This is a genomic window from Acinetobacter sp. DL27, from assembly GCF_055810995.1.
Window position 1 is genome coordinate 780,124 of the sequence record NZ_CM147947.1, and the last position, 25,904, is coordinate 806,027.

The 25,904-nt window shown below is 43.2% G+C and carries 21 protein-coding genes; 17 read left to right on the forward strand and 4 right to left on the reverse strand.

Annotated features, from left to right (window positions below):
- Nucleotides 1–222 precede the first annotated feature (222 nt).
- The gene (locus tag AC0KVP_RS03750) at nucleotides 223–1,155 is read left to right on the forward strand and encodes an IS5 family transposase (RefSeq protein WP_473336427.1); all 933 of its coding nucleotides are present in this window, start codon (nucleotides 223–225) and stop codon (nucleotides 1,153–1,155) included.
- 71 nt (nucleotides 1,156–1,226) lie between these two features.
- Nucleotides 1,227–2,183, forward strand: coding sequence for a DUF3732 domain-containing protein (locus AC0KVP_RS03755; protein ID WP_473339091.1), 957 nt, complete (start codon nucleotides 1,227–1,229; stop codon nucleotides 2,181–2,183).
- Nucleotides 2,184–2,331: 148 nt separating this feature from the next.
- Here the strand turns inward: AC0KVP_RS03755 and AC0KVP_RS03760 are convergent, their stop codons facing one another.
- The 3 genes from AC0KVP_RS03760 to AC0KVP_RS03770 all read right to left on the reverse strand — a co-directional run bounded on the left by AC0KVP_RS03760 (nucleotide 2,332) and on the right by AC0KVP_RS03770 (nucleotide 6,846).
- Entirely contained in the window at nucleotides 2,332–3,615 is a 1,284-nt protein-coding gene (locus AC0KVP_RS03760; protein WP_159128482.1) for a ribonucleotide-diphosphate reductase subunit beta, read from the reverse strand.
- Nucleotides 3,616–3,752: 137 nt separating this feature from the next.
- Entirely contained in the window at nucleotides 3,753–3,890 is a 138-nt protein-coding gene (locus tag AC0KVP_RS03765; protein ID WP_171428485.1) for a hypothetical protein, read from the reverse strand.
- A gap of 124 nt (nucleotides 3,891–4,014) precedes the next feature.
- The gene (locus tag AC0KVP_RS03770) at nucleotides 4,015–6,846 is read right to left on the reverse strand and encodes a ribonucleoside-diphosphate reductase subunit alpha (protein WP_004695373.1); all 2,832 of its coding nucleotides are present in this window, start codon (nucleotides 6,844–6,846) and stop codon (nucleotides 4,015–4,017) included.
- 595 nt (nucleotides 6,847–7,441) lie between these two features.
- Here AC0KVP_RS03770 and bfmR point away from each other — a divergent pair.
- Both bfmR and bfmS read left to right on the forward strand, forming a co-directional pair.
- Nucleotides 7,442–8,158, forward strand: coding sequence for a response regulator transcription factor BfmR (bfmR, locus tag AC0KVP_RS03775; protein ID WP_004695375.1), 717 nt, complete (start codon nucleotides 7,442–7,444; stop codon nucleotides 8,156–8,158).
- Between the two features lie 36 nt (nucleotides 8,159–8,194).
- The gene (gene bfmS / locus AC0KVP_RS03780; RefSeq protein WP_473339094.1) at nucleotides 8,195–9,859 is read left to right on the forward strand and encodes a sensor histidine kinase BfmS; all 1,665 of its coding nucleotides are present in this window, start codon (nucleotides 8,195–8,197) and stop codon (nucleotides 9,857–9,859) included.
- 50 nt (nucleotides 9,860–9,909) lie between these two features.
- On the opposite strand, the gene AC0KVP_RS03785 is transcribed toward bfmS, so the two are convergent.
- Nucleotides 9,910–10,266, reverse strand: coding sequence for a hypothetical protein (locus tag AC0KVP_RS03785; protein WP_004695379.1), 357 nt, complete (start codon nucleotides 10,264–10,266; stop codon nucleotides 9,910–9,912).
- 491 nt (nucleotides 10,267–10,757) lie between these two features.
- Here AC0KVP_RS03785 and AC0KVP_RS03790 point away from each other — a divergent pair, with 491 nt between their 5' ends.
- The 13 genes from AC0KVP_RS03790 (at nucleotide 10,758) to nuoN (ending at nucleotide 25,808) form a co-directional block, all read left to right on the forward strand.
- On the forward strand, nucleotides 10,758–11,306 hold the full coding sequence (locus tag AC0KVP_RS03790) for an NADH-quinone oxidoreductase subunit A (RefSeq protein WP_004695380.1): 549 nt from the start codon (nucleotides 10,758–10,760) through the stop codon (nucleotides 11,304–11,306).
- A 6-nt stretch (nucleotides 11,307–11,312) separates the two neighbouring features.
- A complete protein-coding gene (locus AC0KVP_RS03795) occupies nucleotides 11,313–11,990 on the forward strand; it encodes a NuoB/complex I 20 kDa subunit family protein (protein ID WP_004695382.1) in 678 nt (225 codons plus the stop codon).
- Between the two features lie 88 nt (nucleotides 11,991–12,078).
- The gene (nuoC, locus tag AC0KVP_RS03800) at nucleotides 12,079–13,866 is read left to right on the forward strand and encodes an NADH-quinone oxidoreductase subunit C/D (RefSeq protein WP_078426486.1); all 1,788 of its coding nucleotides are present in this window, start codon (nucleotides 12,079–12,081) and stop codon (nucleotides 13,864–13,866) included.
- A 14-nt stretch (nucleotides 13,867–13,880) separates the two neighbouring features.
- On the forward strand, nucleotides 13,881–14,390 hold the full coding sequence (gene nuoE, locus AC0KVP_RS03805; RefSeq protein WP_004982912.1) for an NADH-quinone oxidoreductase subunit NuoE: 510 nt from the start codon (nucleotides 13,881–13,883) through the stop codon (nucleotides 14,388–14,390).
- Nucleotides 14,387–15,718, forward strand: a complete 1,332-nt coding sequence (gene nuoF, locus AC0KVP_RS03810; protein WP_094148764.1) for an NADH-quinone oxidoreductase subunit NuoF — start codon at nucleotides 14,387–14,389, stop codon at nucleotides 15,716–15,718. Before nuoE ends, nuoF begins: the two co-directional genes overlap by 4 nt.
- Before the next feature lie 11 nt (nucleotides 15,719–15,729).
- On the forward strand, nucleotides 15,730–18,411 hold the full coding sequence (gene nuoG / locus AC0KVP_RS03815; protein ID WP_473339104.1) for an NADH-quinone oxidoreductase subunit NuoG: 2,682 nt from the start codon (nucleotides 15,730–15,732) through the stop codon (nucleotides 18,409–18,411).
- A 3-nt stretch (nucleotides 18,412–18,414) separates the two neighbouring features.
- The gene (gene nuoH / locus AC0KVP_RS03820; RefSeq protein WP_004695391.1) at nucleotides 18,415–19,422 is read left to right on the forward strand and encodes an NADH-quinone oxidoreductase subunit NuoH; all 1,008 of its coding nucleotides are present in this window, start codon (nucleotides 18,415–18,417) and stop codon (nucleotides 19,420–19,422) included.
- 16 nt (nucleotides 19,423–19,438) lie between these two features.
- Nucleotides 19,439–19,981 carry an NADH-quinone oxidoreductase subunit NuoI gene (gene nuoI / locus AC0KVP_RS03825; RefSeq protein ID WP_004651038.1) on the forward strand — a complete coding sequence of 181 codons (543 nt, stop codon included), beginning with the start codon at nucleotides 19,439–19,441 and terminating at the stop codon, nucleotides 19,979–19,981.
- Nucleotides 19,981–20,499: an NADH-quinone oxidoreductase subunit J gene (nuoJ, locus tag AC0KVP_RS03830; RefSeq protein WP_171056751.1), complete on the forward strand. Its 519-nt coding sequence runs from the start codon at nucleotides 19,981–19,983 to the stop codon at nucleotides 20,497–20,499. Before nuoI ends, nuoJ begins: the two co-directional genes overlap by 1 nt.
- On the forward strand, nucleotides 20,499–20,807 hold the full coding sequence (nuoK, locus tag AC0KVP_RS03835; protein ID WP_004695395.1) for an NADH-quinone oxidoreductase subunit NuoK: 309 nt from the start codon (nucleotides 20,499–20,501) through the stop codon (nucleotides 20,805–20,807). The genes nuoJ and nuoK overlap by 1 nt, the downstream gene beginning before the upstream one ends.
- Nucleotides 20,804–22,693 carry an NADH-quinone oxidoreductase subunit L gene (nuoL, locus tag AC0KVP_RS03840; protein ID WP_094148762.1) on the forward strand — a complete coding sequence of 630 codons (1,890 nt, stop codon included), beginning with the start codon at nucleotides 20,804–20,806 and terminating at the stop codon, nucleotides 22,691–22,693. Before nuoK ends, nuoL begins: the two co-directional genes overlap by 4 nt.
- 7 nt (nucleotides 22,694–22,700) lie before the next feature.
- Nucleotides 22,701–24,308 carry an NADH-quinone oxidoreductase subunit M gene (nuoM, locus tag AC0KVP_RS03845; RefSeq protein WP_171065421.1) on the forward strand — a complete coding sequence of 536 codons (1,608 nt, stop codon included), beginning with the start codon at nucleotides 22,701–22,703 and terminating at the stop codon, nucleotides 24,306–24,308.
- A 3-nt stretch (nucleotides 24,309–24,311) separates the two neighbouring features.
- Nucleotides 24,312–25,808: an NADH-quinone oxidoreductase subunit NuoN gene (gene nuoN, locus AC0KVP_RS03850; RefSeq protein WP_005400347.1), complete on the forward strand. Its 1,497-nt coding sequence runs from the start codon at nucleotides 24,312–24,314 to the stop codon at nucleotides 25,806–25,808.
- Nucleotides 25,809–25,904: the final 96 nt, after the last annotated feature.

Below are 25,904 nucleotides of genomic sequence, written 5' to 3' on the forward strand. Positions count from 1 at the left end.
AAAAATGGTTATATGGAATTTTTCTAATTGAATTGAATATTTTTATTTTAATAGGGGGTTATTTGTTTTTGGTGGATATGGTTTAAATAAAAAATATTATTATTGATTTTGTTTTTTAAAATTTCACATACCTAATAATTATGAAAATTATATAGATGGATTTTATACGGCTTTGTTGCACAAACCTACCGATAAAGTCTTATTCGGCAATATAATTCGCAAATGAATAAGCCCACACCTAAAATCTATCGTACAACCAATTGGTCTTCTTATAACAGTGCATTAATAAATCGAGGAAATCTCTCAATTTGGTTCGATCCCAAGACTCAATGGTACGCTCAACCCAAAGGTAAACATGGTCGAAATCAAACTTATTCAGATACAGCCATCCAATGCTGTCTGATGATCAAATCCCTATTTCGATTGTCTTTACGCATGGTCACTGGCTTTGTGCAAAGTCTCATTCATCTTTGTAGATTAGATTGGACAGCACCAGACTATTCCACCATCTGCAGAAGACAAAAGCATATTGATATTGCAATTAACTATCAAAAAAGCAGTAATGGTCTCCAGCTACTCGTCGATTCTACTGGCTTAAAGTTTCTAGGCGAAGGTGAATGGAAGCGTAAGAAACACCAACCTGAATATCGTCGCCAATGGCGTAAACTTCATATTGGTATAGATGCTGAAACCCTTCAAATACGCGCTATTCAACTCACTACAAATAATGTGAGTGATTCACAAGTGCTTGGTGATTTACTCGATCAGATTCCACAAGATGATCAGATTGACTCTGTTTATACCGATGGAGCTTATGACACCAAGCAATGCCGTCAGGTCATTGCAGATCGGCAAGCGCATGCGGTGATTCCGCCAAGAAAAAATGCGAAACCTTGGAAAGATACAAAGATCAGCTCGCTAGAGCGAAATGAATTACTTCGAACAGTTAAACGTTTAGGCAGGACACTATGGAAAAAATGGTCAGGCTATCATCGGCGAAGTTTGGTCGAAACTAAGATGCATTGCATCAAATTATTGGGGGATAAACTCAGTTCGAGAAACTTTCAAAGCCAAGTCAATGAGATGCATGCACGTGTAGCAGTATTAAATAAATTCACAGAGTTAGGCCGACCTCACACCCAAGTTGCCACTTAAATTTGAGTAGATATGGGAAATCTTAATTTTTAAATCTTTGTGCAACAAAGCCATTGGAATCTATAAAGGCTTTGCCTCGTAATCCAGAAACTAATGAATGGCAATGGCCATTCTGTGAGAGTAATTTATCGTTAGATACTCCTATCGCTAAATTATTGCTTAATGAACTGGAGTCTCTAAATCGTGAAATGAATCAAGTAGGTGCGCAGAAGCCTAAGTTGGAAGCATATTTAGTTGGGTTAAAAAATGAACTACAAGAAGTTATTGAAAATATAAACTTAATTGAATTGCAATTGTCTAAAGCAATAGAAGCTAATGAGTTAATGGAAAAAGCGAAAACACGTAATAATGCAGCACTACGTGTTATTGGAAGGGTAAGTCTTTTTTTGGAAAACTTAGTTTCTAATACAGATCTGGTCCTGCTTGAATCAGAAAACCAAAGATTAAAACTAAGAATTGAAGAACTCATGCAGAGTTACGGAAATGATGATAGTAATGGTCGTTTTATTTCAATAATGAATAATATTTCGTCTCAAATCTCAAAATATATAGTTAAATTTAAAGCTGAGTTTTTTGATTTTCCCATTAGACTTGACCTATCTGTACCTACAATAATTTTTGATAGGCCTGATAGACCTGTTCCAATGAGTAGAACAGGTGGAGGAGAAAACTATTTAGCATATCACTTATCAACATTGATGGGTCTGCACTCATTTATGGCAAAAAATAATAGACCAGTTCCTAGATTCCTAATGATAGATCAACCTACTCAAGTTTATTTTCCATCAGAAAAATCATATCAAGAAGCTGATGGAACAGTACAAAAAACTGAATCAGATGCTGATATTAATGCTGTTAACTTATTATTTACATTATTGTTAGAATTTACTCAAAAAGAAGTCCCAGGATTTCAAATAATAGTTACTGAGCATGCAAACTTAAGAGATAAATGGTTTCAGGAGTGTCTAGTCGAAACTCCTTGGACAAAACCACCAGCGCTGGTCCCTGATGATTGGCCTACTTTATAAGCTTTCATATTTATAATGTAAAAAACCGCCATTAATGGCGGTTTTTTCAATGACAACTTATGTGTCGCGCAATGACATTTTATGTGTCGCAAATGACAACTTATGTGTCGCGTGACGACGACATATGTGTCGCCTTACGCGTTTTACCTTACCAACTCAACGCACCGCCGGTCTGATAATCTGTCACACGTGTTTCGAAGAAGTTCTTCTCTTTACGCAAGTCCATCATTTCAGACATCCACTGGAATGGGTTGTTCACACCAGCAAACTGCTCAGGCAAACCTAACTGAGCTAAACGACGGTTACAGATGAATTTCAAGTATTCTTCCATCATCGCAGCATTCATACCCAATACACCACGTGGCATAGTGTCACGCGCATATTCGATTTCAAGCATGGTGCCTTCAAGAATCATTTGAATGATTTCTTCTTGGAATTCAGCAGTCCACAAGCTTGGGTTTTCGATCTTGATTTGGTTAATCATATCGATACCAAAATTCAAGTGCATCGACTCATCACGTAAGATGTATTGGAATTGCTCAGCAACACCATTCATTTTATTACGACGGCCCATCGACAAGATTTGGCTGAAACCACAGTAGAAGAAGATCCCTTCAAGAACACAGTAGAACGCGATCAAGTTGCGAAGCAAAATTTGGTCGTTTTCAGGTGTACCAGTTTGGAAAGTAGGATCACTTAAAGACTGCGTATATTTCAAGCCCCAAGCTGCTTTACGCGCAACTGATGGAACTTCGCGGTACATGTTGAAGACTTCGCCTTCGTCCATACCTAAAGATTCGATACAGTATTGGTAAGCGTGAGTGTGAATGGCTTCTTCAAAGGCTTGACGCAAAATGTACTGACGGCATTCAGGGTTAGTAATGTGACGGTAAATCGCCAATACCAAGTTGTTTGCAACCAATGAGTCTGCTGTAGAGAAGAAACCAAGAGAGCGCATAACAATGGTACGTTCGTCTTCAGTTAAGCCATTTTCAGACTTCCAAAGCGCGATGTCATGGTTCATGTTCACTTCTTGTGGCATCCAGTGGTTTGCACAACCATCTAGATATTTCTGCCAAGCCCATTCGTATTTGAATGGTACAAGTTGGTTTAAGTCCGCACGACAGTTAATCATCGCTTTGTCATCAACTTGTACACGTTGTGCACCCATTTCTAGTTCTTCTAGACCTGGAGCAACATCTAAGCTTTCTAAGGCGTTAGATGCTCTTGCCAACGGATCGGCTGGATTTGTTGATCGGCTTCGAGGGGTTGAAGCGGGTTGTGCAGTTGCCACATTCTTCTGTGGTTGCTCTGCAGCAGATACCATCTGCGGATTAGCCGCTTTTTGCGGTTCGACGGGCGCAGACTTGTGTTCAGGTGCAGCCGGTTTTTGCGAATCATCTTCGAAATCGTCCCAACTTAGGATAGACATATCAATTCTCTCTACGTTGCTTTATATCTTTTATCGACATCCAGCAGTGCTGAGATGTCTTACTATACGCTTAATTTGTGAAAGCAAAATTAAGTTTTGCCAATCATTGTTCTAAAACTGTGCATAGAACGTGATTCTCACGACTTATTTTGCTTTCGCTTTTTGGTTTGGTTTGCTTTTACCCAAAAGTAGGCAATTGGCATATAAAACAAAACCACAAAGGAAATCACCAAGGTCGCAAGACCTAACATATAGTTATGTGTCATATGGAGCATGGTGATTTCCTAGGTTGTCTTTAATTTTTTAATCTCCCTAAATCCCTCTTTTAAAAGAGGGACTTTCACACCTCAATAAGTTTGGTGTAATTCCCCTCCTTTTGGGAGGGGTTAGGGGAGGTGATTACTGACAAGCCTCACAGTCTGGATTGTCAATTGAACACGCCATTGGCACTGGAGCTGCTTGACCGAAGCCTTCATCTTCAGCAACCACTTCTGGTTTAACTTCCTGAGCAACTGCTGCAACAGGCGCTGCCGTTACAGTTGCAGGTTTTACTGCATTCAATGCACCAGTGTTAATGGTTGATTTCTCAGCAGAAGTTGCACCTAAAGCTCGAAGGTAATACGTTGTTTTCAGACCACGTAACCAAGCCATTTTATAGGTCAAATCAAGTTTCTTACCGTTTGCACCAGAGATGTAAAGGTTTAAAGACTGCGCTTGATCGATCCATTTTTGACGACGTGATGCAGCATCCACAATCCAGCGTGGCTCAACTTCAAATGCCGTCGCGAAGATCGCTTTAAGCTCTTCAGGAATACGAGAAATCTTCTGAACTGAACCTTCAAAGTGTTTCAGATCATTCACCATCACAGAGTCCCACAGACCACGGTCTTTCAACGCACGTACTAGGTACGGGTTGATCACTGTGAATTCACCTGATAGGTTCGATTTTACATATAAGTTTTGGAATGTTGGCTCAATCGACTGAGACACACCACAAATGTTTGAAATGGTTGCAGTCGGTGCAATGGCCATCACGTTTGAGTTACGCATACCGTCTTTTTGAACTTTGGCACGTAAAGTGTCCCAGTCCAAACGTTGAGTGCGGTCAACTTCAAACATACGCTCAGGACGTGTTTTAGCCACAAGGTCTAGTGAGTCAATTGGCAGGATACCTTGATCCCACAGTGAACCTTTGAATGTCTCATAAGTACCACGTTCAACAGCCAAATCACTTGATGTTGAAATTGCGTAGTAGCTGATCACTTCCATTGATTCATCAGCAAAGTCTACTGCTGCATCAGAACCATAAGCGAGTTGCATTTCATACAGCGCATCTTGGAAGCCCATGATACCCATACCCACTGGGCGGTGTTTCAAATTCGAGTTTTTCGCTTGTGGCACAGCATAGTAGTTAATGTCGATCACGTTATCGAGCATACGAACCGCTGTTTTTACTGTACGTGCAAGCTTTTCACGGTCTAACACACCACCTTGAACGTGTTGTACAAGGTTGATTGAACCTAAGTTACATACCGCAATTTCATCTTTGCTTGTATTTAATGTGATTTCTGTACACAAGTTAGAAGAGTGAACTACACCAACGTGTTGTTGTGGTGAACGTAAGTTACATACGTCTTTGAATGTGATCCACGGGTGACCTGTTTCAAACAACATCGACAGCATTTTGCGCCACAAATCTTTTGCACGGATTTTCTTGTGCAACATGTTTGTTTCTTTCGCAATCGCTTCATAGTGTGCATAACGCTCAGCGAATTCTGCACCCATTAAGTCGTGTAGATCTGGTGTTTCAGATGGCGTGAACAGTGTCCATTCAGCATCTTCAAAAACACGTTGCATAAATAAGTCAGGAACCCAGTTCGCGGTGTTCATGTCATGCGTACGGCGACGGTCATCACCAGTATTTTTACGTAGCTCTAGGAACTCTTCGATGTCCAAGTGCCAAGTTTCAAGGTATGCACACACAGCACCTTTACGCTTACCACCTTGGTTAACTGCAACAGCAGTATCGTTTGCCACTTTAAGGAATGGAACTACACCTTGTGACTTACCGTTTGTACCTTTGATATATGAGTTCAAGGCACGAACTGGCGTCCAGTCATTACCTAAACCGCCTGCCCATTTAGATAGCATTGCGTTATCACGCATAGCGCCATAAATGTCATATAGGTCATCATCAATGGTCGTTAAATAACAGCTAGACAACTGTGGACGTAGCGTACCTGAGTTAAACAGGGTAGGCGTAGACGCCATGTAATCGAAGCTCGACAATAAGTTGTAGAACTCGATTGCACGTTCTTCACGGTTTGCTTCGTTGAGTGAAAGACCCATCGAAACACGCATGAAGAATAATTGTGGTAATTCGAAACGTACGCCATCTGAGTGGATGAAGTAACGGTCAAATAATGTTTGTAGACCTAAGTACGTAAATTGGTTTGAGCGTTCTGGTTGAATCGCTGCGGCTAATTTCGCAAGGTCAAAGTTGAGAAGTTCTGGTGAAAGTAGGTCTAGCTCAATACCTTTCTTTAGGAAAGTTTCTAAAGCATCGCCTTCAGCTGTGTCTTCAGACAAGCCAAGGAAAGTTAAACCAGTTGCGACCAATTCATCACGAAGTAGGCGAGCTGTCACGTAGGTATAGTTTGGTTCTTGTTCGATACGTGTACGTGTTGCCATCATCATCGTGGTTGCGATGTCAGACGCTTTTACACCGTTGTAAAGGTTTTTAATGGTTTCATCGATGATCGCTTGAACATTGATGCCTTCTAAACCTTCAGCAGCTTTTGTTACAGTCGCTTCAAGCTTACGCATGTCAAGCGGTTGAAGCTGACCATTGGCGTCAGTGATTTGTAAGGTTGGGTGATGGTTTTCACCTGCTTGTTTACGTGCATCAGCACGTTGATCGCGGTAGATGACATACGCACGAGCAACTTTCTGTTCACCTGTACGCATCAGCGCAAGTTCAACTTGGTCTTGGATTTCTTCGATGTGAATTGTACCGCCAGAAGGTAGGCGGCGACTGAACGTATTTAATACCATCTCGGTAAGTTGAGAAATACGATCGTGGATGCGGCTTGAGTCAGCACTTTGTTGGCCTTCAACAGCCAAAAATGCCTTACCAATGGCAACAGAGATTTTTTCTGCGTCAAAGCTGGCAACATCTCCAGTGCGTTTAATCACCTGAATTTGACCAGGGGTTGAATTCGATACGCTCATGCTAGCATAGCTCCATTTTGTCATCTATTTTTATGTCTATGGACCGTTTGAACTGGGCGATTTTTATGCCACAGTGTTTGAGGTTTAAACACAAGACCTAGTGGTTTAAAAATTAATTGAACACAAGATACGGGAAAATTCAGGGTAGATCAATATTGACATTTTATTAAATATTTTGATCGATCTGGTCTCGAAAAGATCTCAAAAAGATCCCTTTTTTATGATTCTTGTATTAAGCCTTATTAGACAAGGCGATAGCATAACAAAGCTCGGTTTAAGTGCTTATAGATAACATTGTGGATAAGTTCAAAACAGACGAATGAGTGAGTTATAAACTGTTCAAACAGTGACTTGGTATGAAAAATCGCCATTTTGTAAAGAAACGTTTCTTTTGCTTTGGTTGGATATACAGCAAACGCGAGAAAGCGCTCATTTCGGGGCTGAAAAAATGTATAACAAAATGCTACTTTGATGTATCAGTTTGGTGAACAAGATCTTGTTTACAATGTAAACGTGTGTATATTGCAAAATATATCAGAGCGTATCCCTTGGATTTTAAAGGATACGTTAAGTCGTCAAAATAAAGGGGCACTCCATGAGCCAAGAAGAAAAGTTACCAAAAATTTTAATCGTAGAAGACGATGAGCGCCTAGCTCGCTTAACTCAAGAATACCTAATCCGTAATGGTCTTGAGGTTGGGGTAGAACCCGATGGTAACCGTGCCATTCGCCGTATTATTGCAGAACAACCCGATATGGTGGTGTTGGATGTGATGCTTCCAGGTGCAGATGGTTTAACCATTTGCCGTGAAGTTCGTCCACATTATCACCAACCGATTTTGATGTTGACTGCACGTACCGAAGATATGGATCAAGTGCTTGGTCTAGAAATGGGTGCAGATGACTATGTGGCAAAACCAGTTCAGCCACGTGTTTTACTTGCACGTATTCGTGCTTTATTACGTCGTACTGACAAAGCACCTGAAGATGAAGTTGCACAGCGTATCGAATTTGATGATCTGGTGATCGATAACGGTGGTCGTTCAGTGACTTTAAATGGTGAGTTAGTTGACTTTACCAGCGCTGAATATGACTTATTGTGGTTGTTGGCTTCAAATGCAGGTCGCATCCTTTCTCGCGAAGACATTTTCGAACGCTTACGTGGTATCGAATATGACGGTCAAGACCGTTCAATTGATGTGCGTATTTCGCGTATTCGTCCAAAAATTGGTGATGATCCTGAAAATCCAAAACGTATTAAAACGGTGCGTAGTAAAGGCTACTTATTTGTAAAAGAAACCAATGGTCTTTAAGCCGTTTATTTGATTCGTTAAAACGGGACATTTTTAGTGTTCAAACACAGTATATTCTTGCGTATCTATGCTGGGCTGGTGGTGCTGGTCGCTATTGTTGCCCTCATGGGATATTTCCTTGTACAAATTATTAACTATCAGCGAGTGCAAGAATATCGCGAGTCTTTGACGGACGGGATTTCCTTTATTATTAGTGAAGGTGTATCCCGTCAGACCAATGCACAGCAAAAAGCAGACTGGATTTCAGATGCTTCAGATTTGCTTGAACTGCCGATTAATATGATCCCTGCGGATAAGGTGGATTTGAGTCGTGCAGAGTTAAAGCGGATCAGTGAGCGTAAAGCGGCTGTGCGTTATGATGCGCAAACGCAAGTGGCGTACTTGATCATTGGTCTAAAAGATGATCCGAAACATTTACTGTATATTAAAGTAGATAAGATTGGCGAGTTGCAAATGAAAGCACTCCCGATTTTTATCCTAGATTATCTGGTGTATTACCCAGGTCAAGAAGAAGAGTACTTGGAAAAAGTACAGAAACATTTCTCTTATCCTGTACAGATTGAAGAAGTACAAAATCTGGCTTTAGAGTCGGAGCAGATTGGTCGTTTGCGTTTAGATCATAGCGTGATCTTATATCGTGATAGTGCTTCTGTGCGTGGCACCACCATTTCTATTGTGTCTCCACCTTTACCAAGTTCGCCGAGCAAGGTTTTGGTATTGGGGCCTGTGCCTATTTTCAACTGGATGCCGTTTCAGCTCGCAGCAGGGATTACCTTGTTGAGCCTGTTTGTGCTCAGCTTAGGGGTGTATGGTTTGCTTGTACCGATGCAGCGTAAACTTCGCGAGGTCAATTACGGGTTAAACCGTATGAAAGCGGGTGATATGACCCTACGTTTGCCTGTCGATGGCACCGATGAAATGGCCAGTCTAGCCAATAGCTATAACAGCATGTCAGACCATATTCAGCGACTCATCGAGGCACAGCGTGAGCTGATGCGTGCGGTATCGCACGAGCTTCGTACGCCCGTTGCTCGGATTCGTTTTGGTATGGAAATGTTGGCTGAAGAAGATGATTATGAATACCGTCTTCAGCAAGTCGATATGATTGATAAAGACATTGAGGCTTTAAATACCTTAATTGATGAAATCATGACCTATGCTAAGTTGGAGCAGGGCACACCATCACTCGATATTGAAAACATTGTATTGTTTGAAGTCTTGGATCAGGTGGTGGTTGAAACGGAAGCCTTAAAAACTCAGAAAGAAATTCATTTAAATGCCCCTCCTTTAACTTTGAAGGTTGAAGCTGAGCGCCGTTATTTACACCGTGTGGTACAGAACTTGGTTGGTAATGCGGTTCGTTATGGTGACCATCAAGTGCTGGTCAGTGGTGGTATTAATGACAGCGGTATGGCCTATGTTTGTGTTGAAGATGATGGGCCAGGCATTCCAGAAGACGAGCGAGAGCGCGTTTTTGAAGCCTTTGCACGTTTGGATGATAGTCGGACTCGAGCATCGGGTGGCTATGGTTTAGGTTTGTCGATTGTGAGCCGAATTGCCTATTGGTTTGGTGGTAGCGTTAAAGTGGATCAGAGTCCAAGTCTCGGTGGTGCACGTTTTACCATGACATGGCCGGCACATCGCTTTAGTAAGTCTAAAAAGAAGTATAGTGTCAAAGATAGTACAGATTCAAAAAACTAAGCATTAAAAAAAGCACCGAAATTCGGTGCTTTTTTATTTTTTATACTGACTTATTCTTGGATGCTGGCATCGGGAGAAATAATCTGCTTGCCTTGTTTTAGGCTTTCAAGCGCATCTGCATTAAAGTCAATCAATAATGAGTTATTTTGGGTATCTATGCCATAACGGCTAATGAGCTTTTGATCACCATTAATCGTTTCAATTTTATATTCATCCACAATATTCATAATGCCATCAAGGTTGGTGGTGGCTGAAGCTTTATCTTGGCGAAAAAGTTCATAAATGTCGCGTAAATCAAAGATGGCATTATTGGCATCGGGGTGTTTACGAACATAAGTTTCAACATGGCGAATAAGCAACTGGGCAAATAAAAAATAGTTAGGTTTATGGGTGAATTCCAGACTCATGTGGTGCTCCTTATTCTTTGTTGTTGGTTGTCTATATCAATAGCACAAGAAAAAGCCAAGTGCATTAATTGATTGGAGTGATTTGCAAAAAAATACAAAAAATATGAGTGACTTAATCTACTTTTGTACTTTTTAAATAAACAAAATGCAGCGGTTGTTGAGCTGAGTTTTTTAAACTGCTGATTGTGTGATTGTTATCGGAATGAGGTTGAAAAATGGTTTATAGGCTTTGTTTGAATGTCAAAATTTGGAAAAATAATAGAATAGTAGTGTTTTATTAGATAAAGCGATTGGTTTCGAAATAAAAGGGCTTTCATCGAAAAAATCTCAAAAAACGAAGAGAAATCATCCTAAAGACGAAGGTCTATAAGCTAGCAACTTACGTCAGCAATCGGGTACAATTGGCGGGATTAATTTTGTGTTTGGTGTATTTGAAGGCCAATACATGCATTCTTTGTTAATAAATTAGGCCTGCCAGGAGTTATCCCCGCATGAGTGCCATTACTCCATACGAATGGGCAATTATTGCCTTCGTGATCGGCGTTACATTTCTTTGCGTCTTTATGCTTACTGTCCCATTACTCCTTGGGGGTAAGTCATGGGGCCGTGCAAAGCAAGAGCAATTTGAATCAGGTGTGGTTGGTGCTGGTGGCGCACGTATCCGCCTGTCAGCAAAGTTCTATTTGGTTGCAATCTTCTTCGTCGTATTCGACTTAGAGGCACTTTACCTATACGCATGGGCTACATCGGTTCGTGAAGTGGGTTGGGTGGGTTTCACCACTGCAGCAGTATTTATTTTAGTTTTACTCGTTGGTTTGGTTTATGAGTTGTCTACCGGTGCGCTTAACTGGTCGCCTTCTGACAAACGTAAAGCAGCAGGGATTAAACCTAAAGTTGGTTCTCCAAATATGAATCTTGCAGAAATCACTCGCTTTAATTCAATTGAAGAGTTGGTTATGGACCCTACAGGTCAAATCCCAGCTCAATCATCTGGTCGTGTGAAAGATAAGTCACCGGCTAAATCGTCTGATAAGGAGTAACTCGGGATGAAATATACATTAACCCGTGCGAATCCGGATGCTGATCAATATCCACTTCAAGAGCGTCAAATCGTAACGGATCCGCTTGAAGAAGAAGTGAATAAAAATGTGTTCATGACTCGTTTAGAGGACGTGGCACATACAGCAGTGAACTGGGGTCGTAAGAACTCAGTTTGGCCGTTTAACTTTGGTACATCTTGCTGCTACGTAGAGTATGCAACGACTTTAACTGGCGTGCATGACTTGTCGCGTTTCGGTGCCGAAGTAATCCGTGCTTCACCTCGTCAGGCTGACTTGATGATTGTTGCAGGTACATGTTTCGTCAAAATGGCTCCAGTTATTCAACGTTTATATGAACAAATGTTGGAACCGAAGTGGGTTATTTCAATGGGCGCATGTGCAAACTCTGGCGGTATGTACGATATTTATTCAGTTGTACAAGGTGTGGATAAAATCATCCCAGTTGATGTTTATATTCCAGGTTGCCCCCCACGCCCAGAGGCATTAATCCAAGCATTAATGTTGTTACAAGACCAAATTCAATTAGAGCGCCGTCCACTTTCTGCCGTGATTGGTGATGATCTTAAGCCAGTGTATAAGCCAAAGATGATGCCAGAACGTGACCGTAAGAATGCTGAACGTATTGCAGTGAAAAACTTACGCTCTATGGATGAAATTAAATAATTTAAACGACAGTTATTTTGATGCACCCGGTCTGGGTGTAGTTGTCGTTTAGGTTGAATGAATTTGTATTAAATAGGAAGCCAAGCCAATGGCTGAAACTGAAAACGCTATGCCAGAGTCAGCGCAAGTTGATTCACGCCCAGCATTTGCAATTGTAGAAGAGCTCAAAACCAAATTTGGCGAGAACTTCTATGTGCAAACGACTTTTGAAGACTTTCCAACAGTCTGGGTTGAGCGCGCGCGCGTACAAGAAGTTTTAATGTTCTTGCGTACAGTGTCACGTCCATACGTGATGTTGTTTGACTTGTCTGCGGTAGATGAACGTTTACGTACACACCGCGACGGTTTGCCTGCGTCTGACTTTACTGTGTTCTATCACTTATTATCGCTTGAGCGTAATAGTGATATTCGTATCAAAGTTGCATTGAATGAAAATGATGTAAATCTTCCAACTGCAACCAACATTTGGCCAAATGCCAACTGGTACGAACGTGAAGCTTACGATATGTTCGGGATCAATTTCGAAGGGCATCCAATGCTCCGTCGTATTTTGTTGCCAACCTATTGGGAAGGTCACCCTCTTCGTAAAGAATACTCTGCACGTGCCACTGAATATACACCGTATATGCAGAACCAAGCGAAGCAGGATTACGAACAGGAACACCTTCGTTTTGTACCTGAAGATTGGGGTATGAAACGCGGTAATGACGACGAAGACTTCATGTTCTTGAACTTAGGTCCGAACCACCCATCTGCGCACGGTGCTTTCCGTATCATTTTGCAGTTGGACGGTGAAGAAGTGAAAGACTGTGTGCCTGATATCGGCTATCACCACCGTGGTGTGGAAAAGATGGCTGAGCGTCAAACTTGGCATTCATTCATTCCTTATACTGACCGTGTCGACTACTTGGGTGGTTGTGCGCAAAACATGCCTTATGTGATGGGTGTGGAGCAAATGGCGGGGATTACTGTACCTGACCGCGCGCAATGTATCCGTGTCATGATGTCTGAATTGTTCCGTATCAATAACCACTTATTGTATATCGGTACAGCGATTCAAGATGCCGGCGGTATGACACCAGTCTTCTACATGTTTGCGGATCGTCAAAAAATCTATGACGCGATTGAAGCAATCACTGGTTACCGTATGCACCCAGCATGGTTCCGTATCGGTGGTACAGCGCATGACTTGCCAAACAACTGGCAGCATCTGATTCGTGAAATCCTAGATTGGATGCCGAAGCGTATGAATGAATACTATACAGCTGCATTACGCAACTCAGTATTTATTGGTCGTACCCGTAACGTAGCTCAATATGATGCAAAATCTGCATTGGCTTGGGGCGTGACTGGTACAGGTCTGCGTGCAACAGGTATTGATTTCGACGTTCGTAAATATCGTCCGTACAGTGGCTATGAAAACTACGACTTCGACATCCCACTTGAGTACGAAGGCGATGCTTATGCACGTGTGATGGTTCACTTCCGTGAAATTGAAGAATCACTCAAAATCGTGAAGCAATGTTTAGACAACATGCCTTCAGGTGCGTACAAAGCAGATCACCCATTGGCTGTTCCACCACCAAAAGACAAGACTTTACAAGACATTGAAACCTTGATTACGCACTTCTTAAGCGTATCTTGGGGTCCAGTCATGCCTGCAGGTGAAGCATCTGTGATGGCGGAAGTGGTAAAAGGTGCGTCGAATTACTACTTGACTTCAGACAAGTCAACCATGAGTTACCGTACCCGTATTCGTACACCGACCTTCACGCATTTACAGCAAATGCCTTCTGTGATTAACGGCAGCTTAATGTCTGACTTGATCATTTATTTAGCGACTATTGACGTCGTTATGGCTGACGTGGATCGCTAAGGGGTAAACGCATTATGATGATTTTGACTGATAAAAAGCCACGCGTGAATGTTGAAGGGATTTTGACTGCGGACGAAATCCACGAAATTGAACATCACATTGGTCACTATCCGTACCCACGTGCAGCATCTTTGGATGCTTTGAAGTGTGTACAACGCCGTAATGGCTGGGTAGATGACGCGCAGCTAAACGCCATTGCTCAGTTATTGACAATCAGTGTTGCTGATTTGGAAGGTGTTGCAACTTTCTACAACCGTATTTACCGTCAACCCGTGGGTCGTAACGTCATTTTACTTTGTGACTCGATCGCGTGTTTCTTGATGGGTGCGGAAACTTTAGCAGAAGCTTTTCAGCGCGAGTTAGGCATACAGTTTGGTCAAACGACTGCGGATGGTCGTTTTACTTTGCTGCCGATTTGCTGCTTAGGTAACTGTGACAAAGGCCCAACCTTAATGGTGAATGAAGACACTCACGGTTTGGTTGAAGTTTCTTCAGTGAAACAGTTATTGGAGAAGTATGTATGAATACCGAACCAAAACCAATTTATGGCGAAGGTAACCCAGAAACGCATCCATTAACTTGGCGTTTGAGTAAACAAGAGCACGTTCGTAATGCCGATGATTACGAAGCGCTTGAAGGTTACGCGGGTCTGAAAAAAGCAATCACCATGCCACCGAAAGATGTGCTTGAAGTGATTAAAGCGGCGACTGTAAAAGGTCGTGGTGGTGCGGGCTTCCCAGCAGGGATCAAATGGTCTTTGATGGCGCCAAATGACAACTCAGGTCCACGTTACCTGATTTGTAATGCCGATGAGATGGAACCAGGGACCTTCAAAGACCGTTTGTTGATGGAAAAACTTCCTCACCAATTGATCGAAGGGATGTTGATTGCAGCGTATACGCTAGAAGCAACCCATGGTTATATCTTTATTCGTGGCGAGTACATTGAAGCAGCTGCGTACTTAAATGAAGCGCTTGAGCAAGTTCGTGCCAAAGGTTACTTGGGTGAGAACATCCTTGGAACGGGTTGGAACTTCGAGTTGTATGTGCACACCGGTGCGGGTCGTTATATTTGTGGTGAAGAAACTGCATTGATCAACTCGCTTGAAGGTCGCCGTGCAAACCCACGTACGAAACCACCATTCCCACAAGTTGCAGGTGCTTGGGGTCGTCCTACCATTGTTAACAACGTAGAGACCTACAATAACTTACCGGCAATCATGTTGCGTGGTCCTGAATGGTATATCGGCTTATCTGCGGGTAAGTCGAAAGATCCAGGCACAAAAATTTATGGTGCATCTGGCAAGGTGAAATTCCCTGGTCTTTGGGAGCTTCCATTTGGTACAACTGCGCGTGAAGTAATTGAAGACTATGCGGGCGGTATGCGTGATGGCTTGAAGCTTAAAGCATGGTTACCGGGTGGTGCGTCTACAGACTTCTTGGCTGCTGAACACATTGATCTACCGATGGATGCTGAGAGCATCATGAAAGCAGGTTCACGTTTAGGTACGTGTTTGCTGATGGTGGTGGATGAAACGCAATGTATGGTTTCAGCGACTCGTAACTTAGAAGAATTCTTTGCACGTGAGTCATGTGGTTTCTGTACGCCTTGTCGTGATGGTTTACCGTGGGCGGTGAAAGCACTGAAAGCATTGGAAGATGGTACAGGTAAGAAAGAAGATATCGATCACTTACAAGAACTTACTCGTAAGCTTTGGATTGGTAAGACTTTCTGTGCGCATGCTCCAGGTGCAATGGAACCGTTGATGGGTGCACTCAAATATTTTCGTGGCGAGTTTGAAGCAAAAGTAGTGAATGCTGCTGCGCAAACTAGCAACGTAGAACAAGCTTAAGGAATTCGACTATGGCTACAATTCATGTCGATGGCAAATCGTACGAAGTCAATGGCTCAGAGAACTTGCTGCAAGCATGTTTGTCTTTGGGTATTGATATCCCGTACTTTTGTTGGCATCCATCCTTAGGTTCTGTCGGTTCTTGCCGTCAATGTGCCGTGACTCAATACGCGAATCCTGAAGATACGCGTGGTCGTTTAGTCATGTCATGTATGACACCTGCATCTGACAATACCTACATCTCGATTGAAGACAAAGAAGCGAAAGACTTCCGTGCGTCAATTGTTGAGTTCTTGATGACTAACCACCCACACGACTGCCCAGTCTGTGAAGAAGGTGGTCACTGTCATTTACAAGATATGACCGTGATGACTCAACACGACCGTCGTCGTTACCGTTTCACAAAACGTACGCACTACAACCAAGAGCTAGGCTCATTCATTTCACACGAAATGAACCGTTGTATTGCATGTTACCGTTGTGTTCGTTACTACAACGACTATGCCGGTGGTACAGACTTTGGTGTGTATGCAAGCGCGTCACGTGTTTACTTTGGTCGTCCTGAGTCAGGTACTTTAGAGTCTGAATTCTCGGGTAACTTGACTGAAGTATGTCCTACAGGTGTATTCACCGACAAAACTCACTCAGAACGTTATAACCGTAAGTGGGACATGCAGTATGCGCCAAGCGTATGCCAAGGCTGTTCTTCGGGTTGTAATATTTCTCCGGGTGAGCGTTATGGCGAACTTCGTCGTGTCGAAAACCGTTTCAACGGCGAAGTAAACCAATACTTCTTGTGTGATAAAGGTCGTTTTGGTACAGGCTATGTGAACCGTGCAGATCGCCCACGTCAACCACAGTTCCGTGATGGTGCTGAAGTAACTACAGTTTCTGTAGATCAGGCATTAGATACCGTGATTGCAAATATCCAAGGCAAAAAAGTTTTGGGTATTGGTTCTCCACGTGCATCACTTGAGTCGAACTTCGCGCTTCGCGAATTAGTTGGTCAAGAGAACTATTCAACAGGTATGTCTCAAAAAGAGCAAAACTTGGTTGAATTGGCTGCATCGATTATGCAAACCGAAGGTGTATATAATCCGGGTATGCGTGAAATCGAAAGCTATGATGCTGTGCTTATTTTGGGTGAAGACTTAACGCAAACTGCGCCACGTATGGCGTTGTCTGTTCGTCAAGCGGCGAAAAACAAAGCCAAAGAAATGGCTGCGGAACGTCGTACCCAAGACTGGTTAGCAGAACCGCTACAACGTATTGCTCAAGATGCGAAATCACCGATTTTCATCCTGGCTGCAACGCAAACACGCTTAGCTGATGTTGCTGCAGGTGAAGTGGTTGCTTCTCCAAACGACATCGCTCGTTTAGGTTTTGCCGTTGCTACTGCTGTAAAGGGTGATACAATTCTTGGTCTGGCGGATGATGCGAAAGCATTTGCTCAGAACATTGCAGATACACTGAAAGCGGCGAAGAAACCACTGATCATTTCAGGTACAAGTTTACAAGACGCATCCATTATGGAAGCTGCTGCACAAGTTGCGCAAAACCTTGGTGGAAATGCTGGCTTAACCTTGACGGTTCCTGAAGTGAACTCTATGGGCTTAGCAATCTTCGGTGGCCAAAGCTTAGAGCAAGCATTTGCGCAAGACTATGACACGGTTGTGATTGTTGAAAATGATCTATTCCGTCGTTTGCCAGCGGTACAAGTTGAAGCAGCACTTTCTGGTAAAGACGTGATTGTTTTAGATCACTCTGAAACTGAAACTGTGAAGAAAGCGGATATCGTACTTTCTGCTGCGTCATTTGCTGAAGGCGATGGTACGGTTGTCTCTCAAGAAGGCCGTGCACAACGTTTCTACCAAGTGTATGACCCGAGCTACTACAAACCTGAACTGGCGATCAAAGAATCTTGGCGCTGGTTACATGCCATTGAAACAGGCGTGAAGGGCAAAGCGATTTCTTGGACCTTGCTTGATGATGTCATAGAGTCAGTTGCGAAAAACGTACCTGCACTTGCTGCGATTCAAGATGTGGCTCCAGATGCGGGCTTCCGTGTCCATGGTTTGAAAGTTGCGCGTGAACCGCGTCGTTACTCTGGTCGTACCTCTATGCGTGCACCATTGAACGTGCATGAACCGAAACAACCGACAGATATCGATTCGGCATTAACATTCTCTATGGAAGGTTATGTCGGGAACCAGACGCCGTCTCCACTGGTACCATTTGCATGGTCAGCAGGTTGGAACTCACCGCAAGCTTGGAACAAATTCCAAGATAACGTGGGTGGTCACTTAAAAGGTGGTGATTCGGGTGTGCGTTTATTTGATCGTTTAGCGAAGCGCCCAGCACGTACTTTCGTTGCTCCAGCGGTTGTGGTTGCAAACCCTGAAAGCTTCCGTTTAGTGCCAATGCATCACATTTTTGCTTCTGGTGAATTTACTGTGAAAACACCTGCGATGGAATCGCGTATTCCTGAAGCGGTCTTTGCAGTGGGTGAGCAAGATGCAACTCGTTTGAATGTTCAAGATGGTCAAAAAATCACTGTGAAAGCAGGTGAGACTTCGATCGTACTTCCAGTTCAAGTGATTGATTATTTACCTACAGGTTATATTGGTTATCCAGTTGGTCTTGCACCTACGGTTTCACTTGCTGAGCCTGTATCAGTCGCGGTAGGAGCGTAATTCATGCAACAAGAATTAATCCGTCAAACGCCGCTTTGGGCTGAGAACTGGCCAATTGCCTACTCAGTCATTCAAGCGATTGTGATTTTACTCGTTGTAGTACTCATCGCTGCGTTGATGTCTTTTATTGAGCGTCGTTTACTGGGCTTATGGCAAGACCGTTATGGTCCGAACCGTGTAGGTCCTGGGGGGATGTTCCAGATCGTTGCCGACATGTTGAAAATCATGTTCAAAGAAGACTGGACACCAAAGTTTGCTGACAAATTGACTTTCCGTTTAGCTCCTGCTGTTGCCATGGCAACAGCGGTGATGTCGTTCATGGTTATTCCTGTATCACCATACTTAGGTGTTGCAGACATGAGCATCGGTCTATTGTTCTTTATGGCAATGGCAGGTATTGCAGTCTATGCCGTATTGTTTGGTGGTTGGTCATCAAACAACAAATATGCATTGCTTGGTGGTCTACGTTCTGCAGCTCAAACCATTTCGTATGAAGTGTTCTTGGGTATTTCATTGATGGGTGTGGTTGCGATTGCAGGCTCATTCAACATGCGTGAAATTGTAGAAGCACAAAAAGATGTATGGTTTGTCATTCCACAGTTCTTAGGTTTCTTAATCTTCGTGGTTGCAGGTGTTGCGGTAACTCACCGTCACCCATTTGACCAACCAGAAGCAGAACAAGAATTGGCGGAAGGTTACCACGTCGAGTACGGCGGTATGAAATGGGGGATGTTCTTCGTTGCGGAATACGTCAACGTAGTTCTGATCTCTGCATTGATCGTAACGCTATTCTTCGGTGGTTGGTTAGCGCCATTTAACATCGATATTCCGTTCATTCCACCAGTATTCTGGTTCATTATCAAAACAGCATTCTTTGTGATGATGTTTGTCTTGGCTCGTGGTTCACTTATGCGTCCGCGTTATGACCAAGTGATGAACTTTGGTTGGAAGATTTGCTTACCATTAGCGTTAGTTAACTTATTAGTTACTGGCGCAGTGATTCTGTGGTAAGGGCAGGGAGAATAAAATGTATAAAATTCTAGCTGGGTTCGGGTCAATCGTACGTTCACTGTGGATGGTTTTCTCACACGTGACACGTAAACGTGACACCATTCTTTACCCAGAAGTGCCAGCCGAACAAATTGTTCCACCACGTTTCCGTGGTCGTATCGTGTTAACACGTGACCCAGATGGTGAAGAACGTTGTGTTGCGTGTAACTTATGTGCAGTTGCATGTCCTGTTGGCTGTATTTCATTACAAAAAGCAGAAAAAGAAGATGGTCGTTGGTATCCGGAGTTTTTCCGTATCAACTTCTCACGTTGTATTTTCTGCGGTATGTGTGAAGAAGCATGTCCGACGACTGCAATTCAAATGACTCCAGATTTCGAGTTGGGTGAATACGTTCGTCAAGACTTGGTATATGAGAAAGAAAACTTACTCATTTCAGGTCCTGGTAAATACCCAGACTACAACTTCTACCGTGTAACCGGTATGGCTGTAACTGGAAAAGACAAAGGTCAAGCGCAGCGTGAAAGCGCACCAGTTGATGTACGGAGCTTATTACCATGATGTGGCCATTTTATTTGATGGCACTTGTGGCCATCGTTTCGACGATTCGTGTTGTGACCAACGCGAATCCTGTACACGCTTTATTAAGCTTGATCGTGTCACTTCTTGCAGTTGCAGGCATGTTTATGATCGTGGGTGCGCCATTTGCTGGTGCACTTGAGATCATCGTCTATGCAGGCGCGATCATGGTGTTATTCGTATTCGTAGTGATGATGTTAAACCTTGGTCAACACACCGTTGAACAAGAGCGTAAATGGTTAACATCATCTGCTTGGGCATATCCAGCACTCATGAGCTTCTTAATGGGCTTGGTGTTGGTGTGGATGCTCGGCTCTGACTACACAGCGGCTGGCCCTGTTATGGGTACTGAAGTTGTGGGTCCAAAAGTCGTTGGCCAAGCACTCTTTACTCACTATTTATTATTGGTTGAAGTTGCTGCCATGTTATTGCTTGCTGCGTTGGTTGCAGCATTCCATCTTGGTAAACGTGAACCAGGTGCAGAAGAGGACAAACAATAATGGGCAACATCCCTTTAGAACATGGTTTGATTGTTGCAACCATTCTTTTTGCACTGGGTTTTTACGGTGTGATGGTGCGACGCAATCTATTATTTATGTTAATGAGCCTTGAAATCATGATGAACGCAGCTGCACTTGCGTTTGTTTTGGCTGGTAGTGCATGGGTACAACCAGACGGACAAATCATGTTTATTCTGATCTTAACGCTTGCTGCGGCAGAGGCTTGTATTGGTCTTGCGATCGTCCTTCAGTTCTACCATCGCTTCCATCACTTGGATGTGGATGCTGCTAGTGAGATGCGCGGATGAGTTTTTTATATTTAACAGTATTATTCCCGCTCATTGGTTTTGTCCTTTTAGCGGCAGGTCGTAACAAGCTTCCTGAAAATGTCGCTGCCATTATTGGTGTGGGGGCAGTTGGCCTTTCTGCATTGGTTGCTTTGATCGCTGGTCTAGACTTTGTTAATAATGGCAAAGTGACTTATGTTCAACATCTTTGGACATGGTTCAATGTAGGTAACCTAAGTCCAGGCATTAGCTTACATCTTGACGGGTTATCACTGCTCATGATGGGTATGGTGACAGGTGTGGGTTTCCTGATTCACATCTTTGCATCATGGTATATGCGTGGTGAAGAAGACTTCGCGCGTTTCTTCTCTTATTTCAACCTATTCGTTGCCAGCATGTTGCTGCTCGTATTGGGCGATAACTTAGCGTTATTGTTCTTGGGTTGGGAAGGCGTAGGTCTATGCTCTTACTTGCTGATTGGTTACTACTACCAAAACCCTGCAAATGGTTTTGCAGCAATTAAAGCATTTACCGTAACACGTGTCGGTGACGTTTTCTTACTGATCGCTTTGTTCTTAATTTACCAACAGTTCGGTACTTTAAACATTGCAGAAGTGGTTGCAGCTGCACCAACAGTGATGACACAAAGTTCATCTTTAACTATTTGGACAGCACTGATGTTGTTCTTGGGTGCGGCAGGTAAATCTGCACAGATCCCATTACAAACATGGTTGGCCGATGCAATGGCAGGTCCTACACCTGTATCTGCATTGATCCACGCTGCAACAATGGTAACTGCAGGTGTTTACCTGTGCTGTCGTATGTACACCGTGTTTGAAATGGCACCTGAAGTGATGATGTTTATCTCAATCACAGGTGCGGTAACGTTGTTAGTGGCTGGTTTTGCTGCATTGGTTCAAACCGACATCAAACGTATTTTGGCTTACTCAACGATGAGTCAGCTGGGTTATATGTTTATGGCTGTAGGTGCTGAAGCTTATCAAGCAGGCTTGTTCCACATGCTGACTCACGCATTCTTCAAGGCATTATTGTTCTTGTCTTCAGGTGCCGTGATTTTGGCTTACCACCACGAACAAAACATCTTCAAGATGGGCGGTTTATTCTACAAGAACAAATTCCTATTTGCTTGTTTCGCCATTGGTGGCGGTGCATTGGCAGCGATTCCATTCATTACCGTGGGCTTCTTCTCGAAAGATGCGATCTTAGGTGCAGTTTGGGTACAAGGCGAATCAATCGCAGTGTATAACTCATTGTACTGGGTGGGTGTAGCAGGTGCTTTCTTAACGTCGATTTACACATTCCGTCTCATTTGGGTTGTGTTCTTTGGTAAAGAAAATACACCGTATCATGCGATTAAAGGCATTACCTTCTGGGGTCCTTTGGCGATTCTTGCTGTACTTTCAACTTTCGTCGGTGCGGCACTTAAAGCACCAGTGGAAAGCATTTTAAATGCAGCAAAAATTCCAGCATTTGTGATTCCTGAAGCTTTAGAACATGGCATGCATAGCGCTGAATATACCGCTGTGGGTATTGCATTGGTTGGTTTAGTGATTGGTGTGGTCTTGTTTGCGTTTGCTTATAGCGCAGTGAAAGGCTTTGCTAAAACGTCATTGGGTGCAGGTCTTGCAAACATTTGCCGTAATGCACTGGGCTTCGATGCGCTTTATGACATCGTTTTTGTGAAACCATATTTGCTTATTGCGAAGATTTTAGGTCGTGATCCAATTGATCGCTTGTGGTTAGTCTTGCCTGCACTTGTAAAAGGCGGTCACAGCTTCACAAGTTCACGTCAGACGGGTTCATTGCGTGATTACGCATCAAGCATGGCATTAGGTATCTTTGTATTACTAATGGTCTTGATCGTCACTCAGATCGTGGGGAAATAAGATGGAAATCACAAACAACTGGATTCTACCCGCGCTGATCTTAGTTCCGTTCATTGCTGGTTTTATTTGTTGGTTAGTCGACAAACTCGACGACAAACTGCCGCGTTATATCGCGTTAGTGGGTATGCTCATTACTTTGGGCTTAACTGTTGCGCTATGGCAGACAGGTACATTTAACTACGAACTTGGCGCGAAAGTGCCATCGTGGTCTGCTGAATTTATGTTGCCATGGATTCAGACTTTAGGCATTAACATCCACTTAGCAGTGGATGGTCTATCTCTATTAATGGTGGGCTTAACGGCACTTTTAGGTGTGTTGGCTGTCGGCTGTTCTTGGGGTGAAATTCAAAAGAATGTTGGTTTCTTCCACTTAAACCTTTTATGGTCTTTGGGTGGTGTGATCGGTGTATTCTTAGCGATTGACATGTTCTTATTCTTCTTCTTCTGGGAGATGATGCTTGTACCTATCTACTTCTTGATCGCACTTTGGGGTCATAAAGGGGCAGAAGGTAAGTCACGTGTTTATGCTGCAACCAAATTCTTCCTCTACACGCAAGTAGCGGGTCTTATCATGCTCATCGGTATCCTAGGCCTTGTGGTTTATGGTTACATGATGACGGGTATGATCGGTTTTGATTATAACTACTTATTAGCTGTAGCCAATACTTTAGACAAAGAATTACCCGCTGTTGCTTTTGCATTCATGCTGTGTTTATTCGTCGGTTTTGCGGTAAAACTTCCAGTTTTCCCATTACATGGCTGGTTACCAGATGCGCATGCGCAAGCCCCTACAGCAGGTTCGGTTGACCTTGCAGGTATCTTAATTAAGACGGCTGCATATGGTTTACTGCGTTTTGTGATTCCATTCTTCCCAGCGGCTTCTGCGCAGTTTGCAGACATCGCGATCATTTTCGGTTTAATCGGTATCTTCTACGGTGCTTGGTGTGCTTTCCAGCAAACCGATATGAAACGTTTACTTGCGTACACGTCAATTTCACACATGGGCTTTGTTTTACTTGCGATTTACGCAGGTAACATCTTAACCTTCCAAGGTTTGATGATCATGATGTTGGCACATGGCTTGTCATCTGCTGCATTGTTCATTATGTGTGGTCAAGTGTACGAGCGTGTTCATACACGTGATATGCGTTTGATGGGTGGTATGCGTGGTCAGTTCCCATATCTTGCATTCTTCCTCATGTTCTTCGTGGCGGCGCTTGTAGGTATTCCAGGTCTAGGTAACTTCATTGGTGAGTTCCTGATCTTGATGGGTTCTTATGCAAAATTCCCAGTGTTTACTATTCTTGCGGCAGTAAGCTTAGTATTTGCAGGTCTTTATGGCTTGATTCTGATCCACAAAGCGTTGTTTGGTACGCCAAACGAAGAACAACAGCAGCACTACAACAACCCATTGAAAGACTTAAATGCGCGTGAAGTAGTGATCTTGTTAATCTGTGCTTTCGGTCTGTTATGGCTTGGTTTGTACCCACAAAGCTTCCTTGATATTTCAAATTCAAGCATGGCGTGGTTAGCGAACAGCTACATTCCTGTACAAGAAGTAGTTGACGTTGCGAGTCAAGCAACTGTTCAACTCGAAAATGTGGAGATGCAATAAGTCATGAACTTCACAATGTCATTTTCTGAGCTTATGCCTTTAGCTCCTGTGATGATCGTTGCTTTAACAACGATCGTCGTGATGATTCTTACTGCAATTAAGCGTAACCATAACTTAATTGCGACAGCATCAGTGGTGGGCTTAAACCTTGCGGCAGCATATGTACTATTCACAATGTTCGGTGGTGCTTTCAAACCTGCGAACGTGATGGGTATGTTCATGGTGGATGCGTTCACCTTGCTGTACCAAGTAATTATTCTAATTGCTGCTTTGGCATGCTGTACTCTGTCGCATGCCTATATCGAAAGCTATAAAGATAACCGTGAAGAGTTGTATATCTTAATGTTGTCATCAGTGACTGGTGCAATGTTAATGGTGGCAAGCTCTCACTATGCATCGTTCTTCATTAGCCTTGAGTTGATGTCGATTCCTGTATATGGCTTATTGGCATATACACACCAACGCTCTAAGTCTTTAGAAGCGGGTGTGAAGTACTTGGTACTTTCAGCAACAGCTTCGGCAATGTTGTTGATGGGTATGGCTTACATTTACGCGTACACAGGTTCAATGTCATTCTATGACAATGTTCAAGCGTTAATGCAAAACATCCAACAGCCAATGGTACTTTTAGGTTTAGGTCTAATAGTTTTTGCTGTGGCATTCAAACTGTCTTTAGCGCCATTCCACAAATGGACGCCAGACGTTTATGCAGGTGCACCAACACCGATCGCAACATTCCTTGCTACAGCTGCAAAAGTTGCGACAATTGGTCTGTTTGTACGTTACATCCTAACCTCAGGTGCGATCCTTGTTGACTCAATCGTGACGATCTTAACCGTGATTGCGGTATTATCGATCTTGGTGGGTAACTTCCTTGCAGTGAAACAAGTGAACTTGAAACGTATCTTGGCATACTCTTCAATTGCGCACTTTGGTTACTTGTTGATTGGTTTAATCAGCATGACTTATGCAAGCCTTGGTAACGTATCGGTCTATGTGATCACTTATGTGTTAACTACGATTGGTGCGTTTGGTGCGGTTGCATTGATGTCTAGCCCATACAACAACGTAGACGAAGCAGAAAGCTTAGCGGATTATCGTGGTCTATTCTGGCGTCGTCCAGTGTTGACTGCCGTATTAACCGTGATGATGCTATCGCTTGCGGGTATTCCATTGACAGCGGGCTTCATTGGTAAGTTCCTTGTGGTCATGGCTGCGGTAACGACTCAACATTGGTTCCTTGCTGCGATGATCATCGTTGGTTCTGGTATTGGTCTGTACTACTATCTCCGTGTGATGGTTGTCATGTACATGACACCACCAGATGCACCTCGTGTAGACGCTGTGGATCATTGGGGTCAAAAAGTGGGTGGTATTATGGTGCTTTTAGCTGCGGCAGCAGTGCTTGTGATTGGTATCTATCCAGATCCAATTATCAAGTTAGCACTCCAGTCAGAGATTCTATCTCCAATCCACTTTATGCTTTCTCAACAGCACTAATTTTTAAAAACGTTTCGTTTTAACAAAAAAGCCTCCATCAATTGGGGGCTTTTTTGTTTTTATCGCACGATAAAAAGCTTTATAATGTAAGGAATT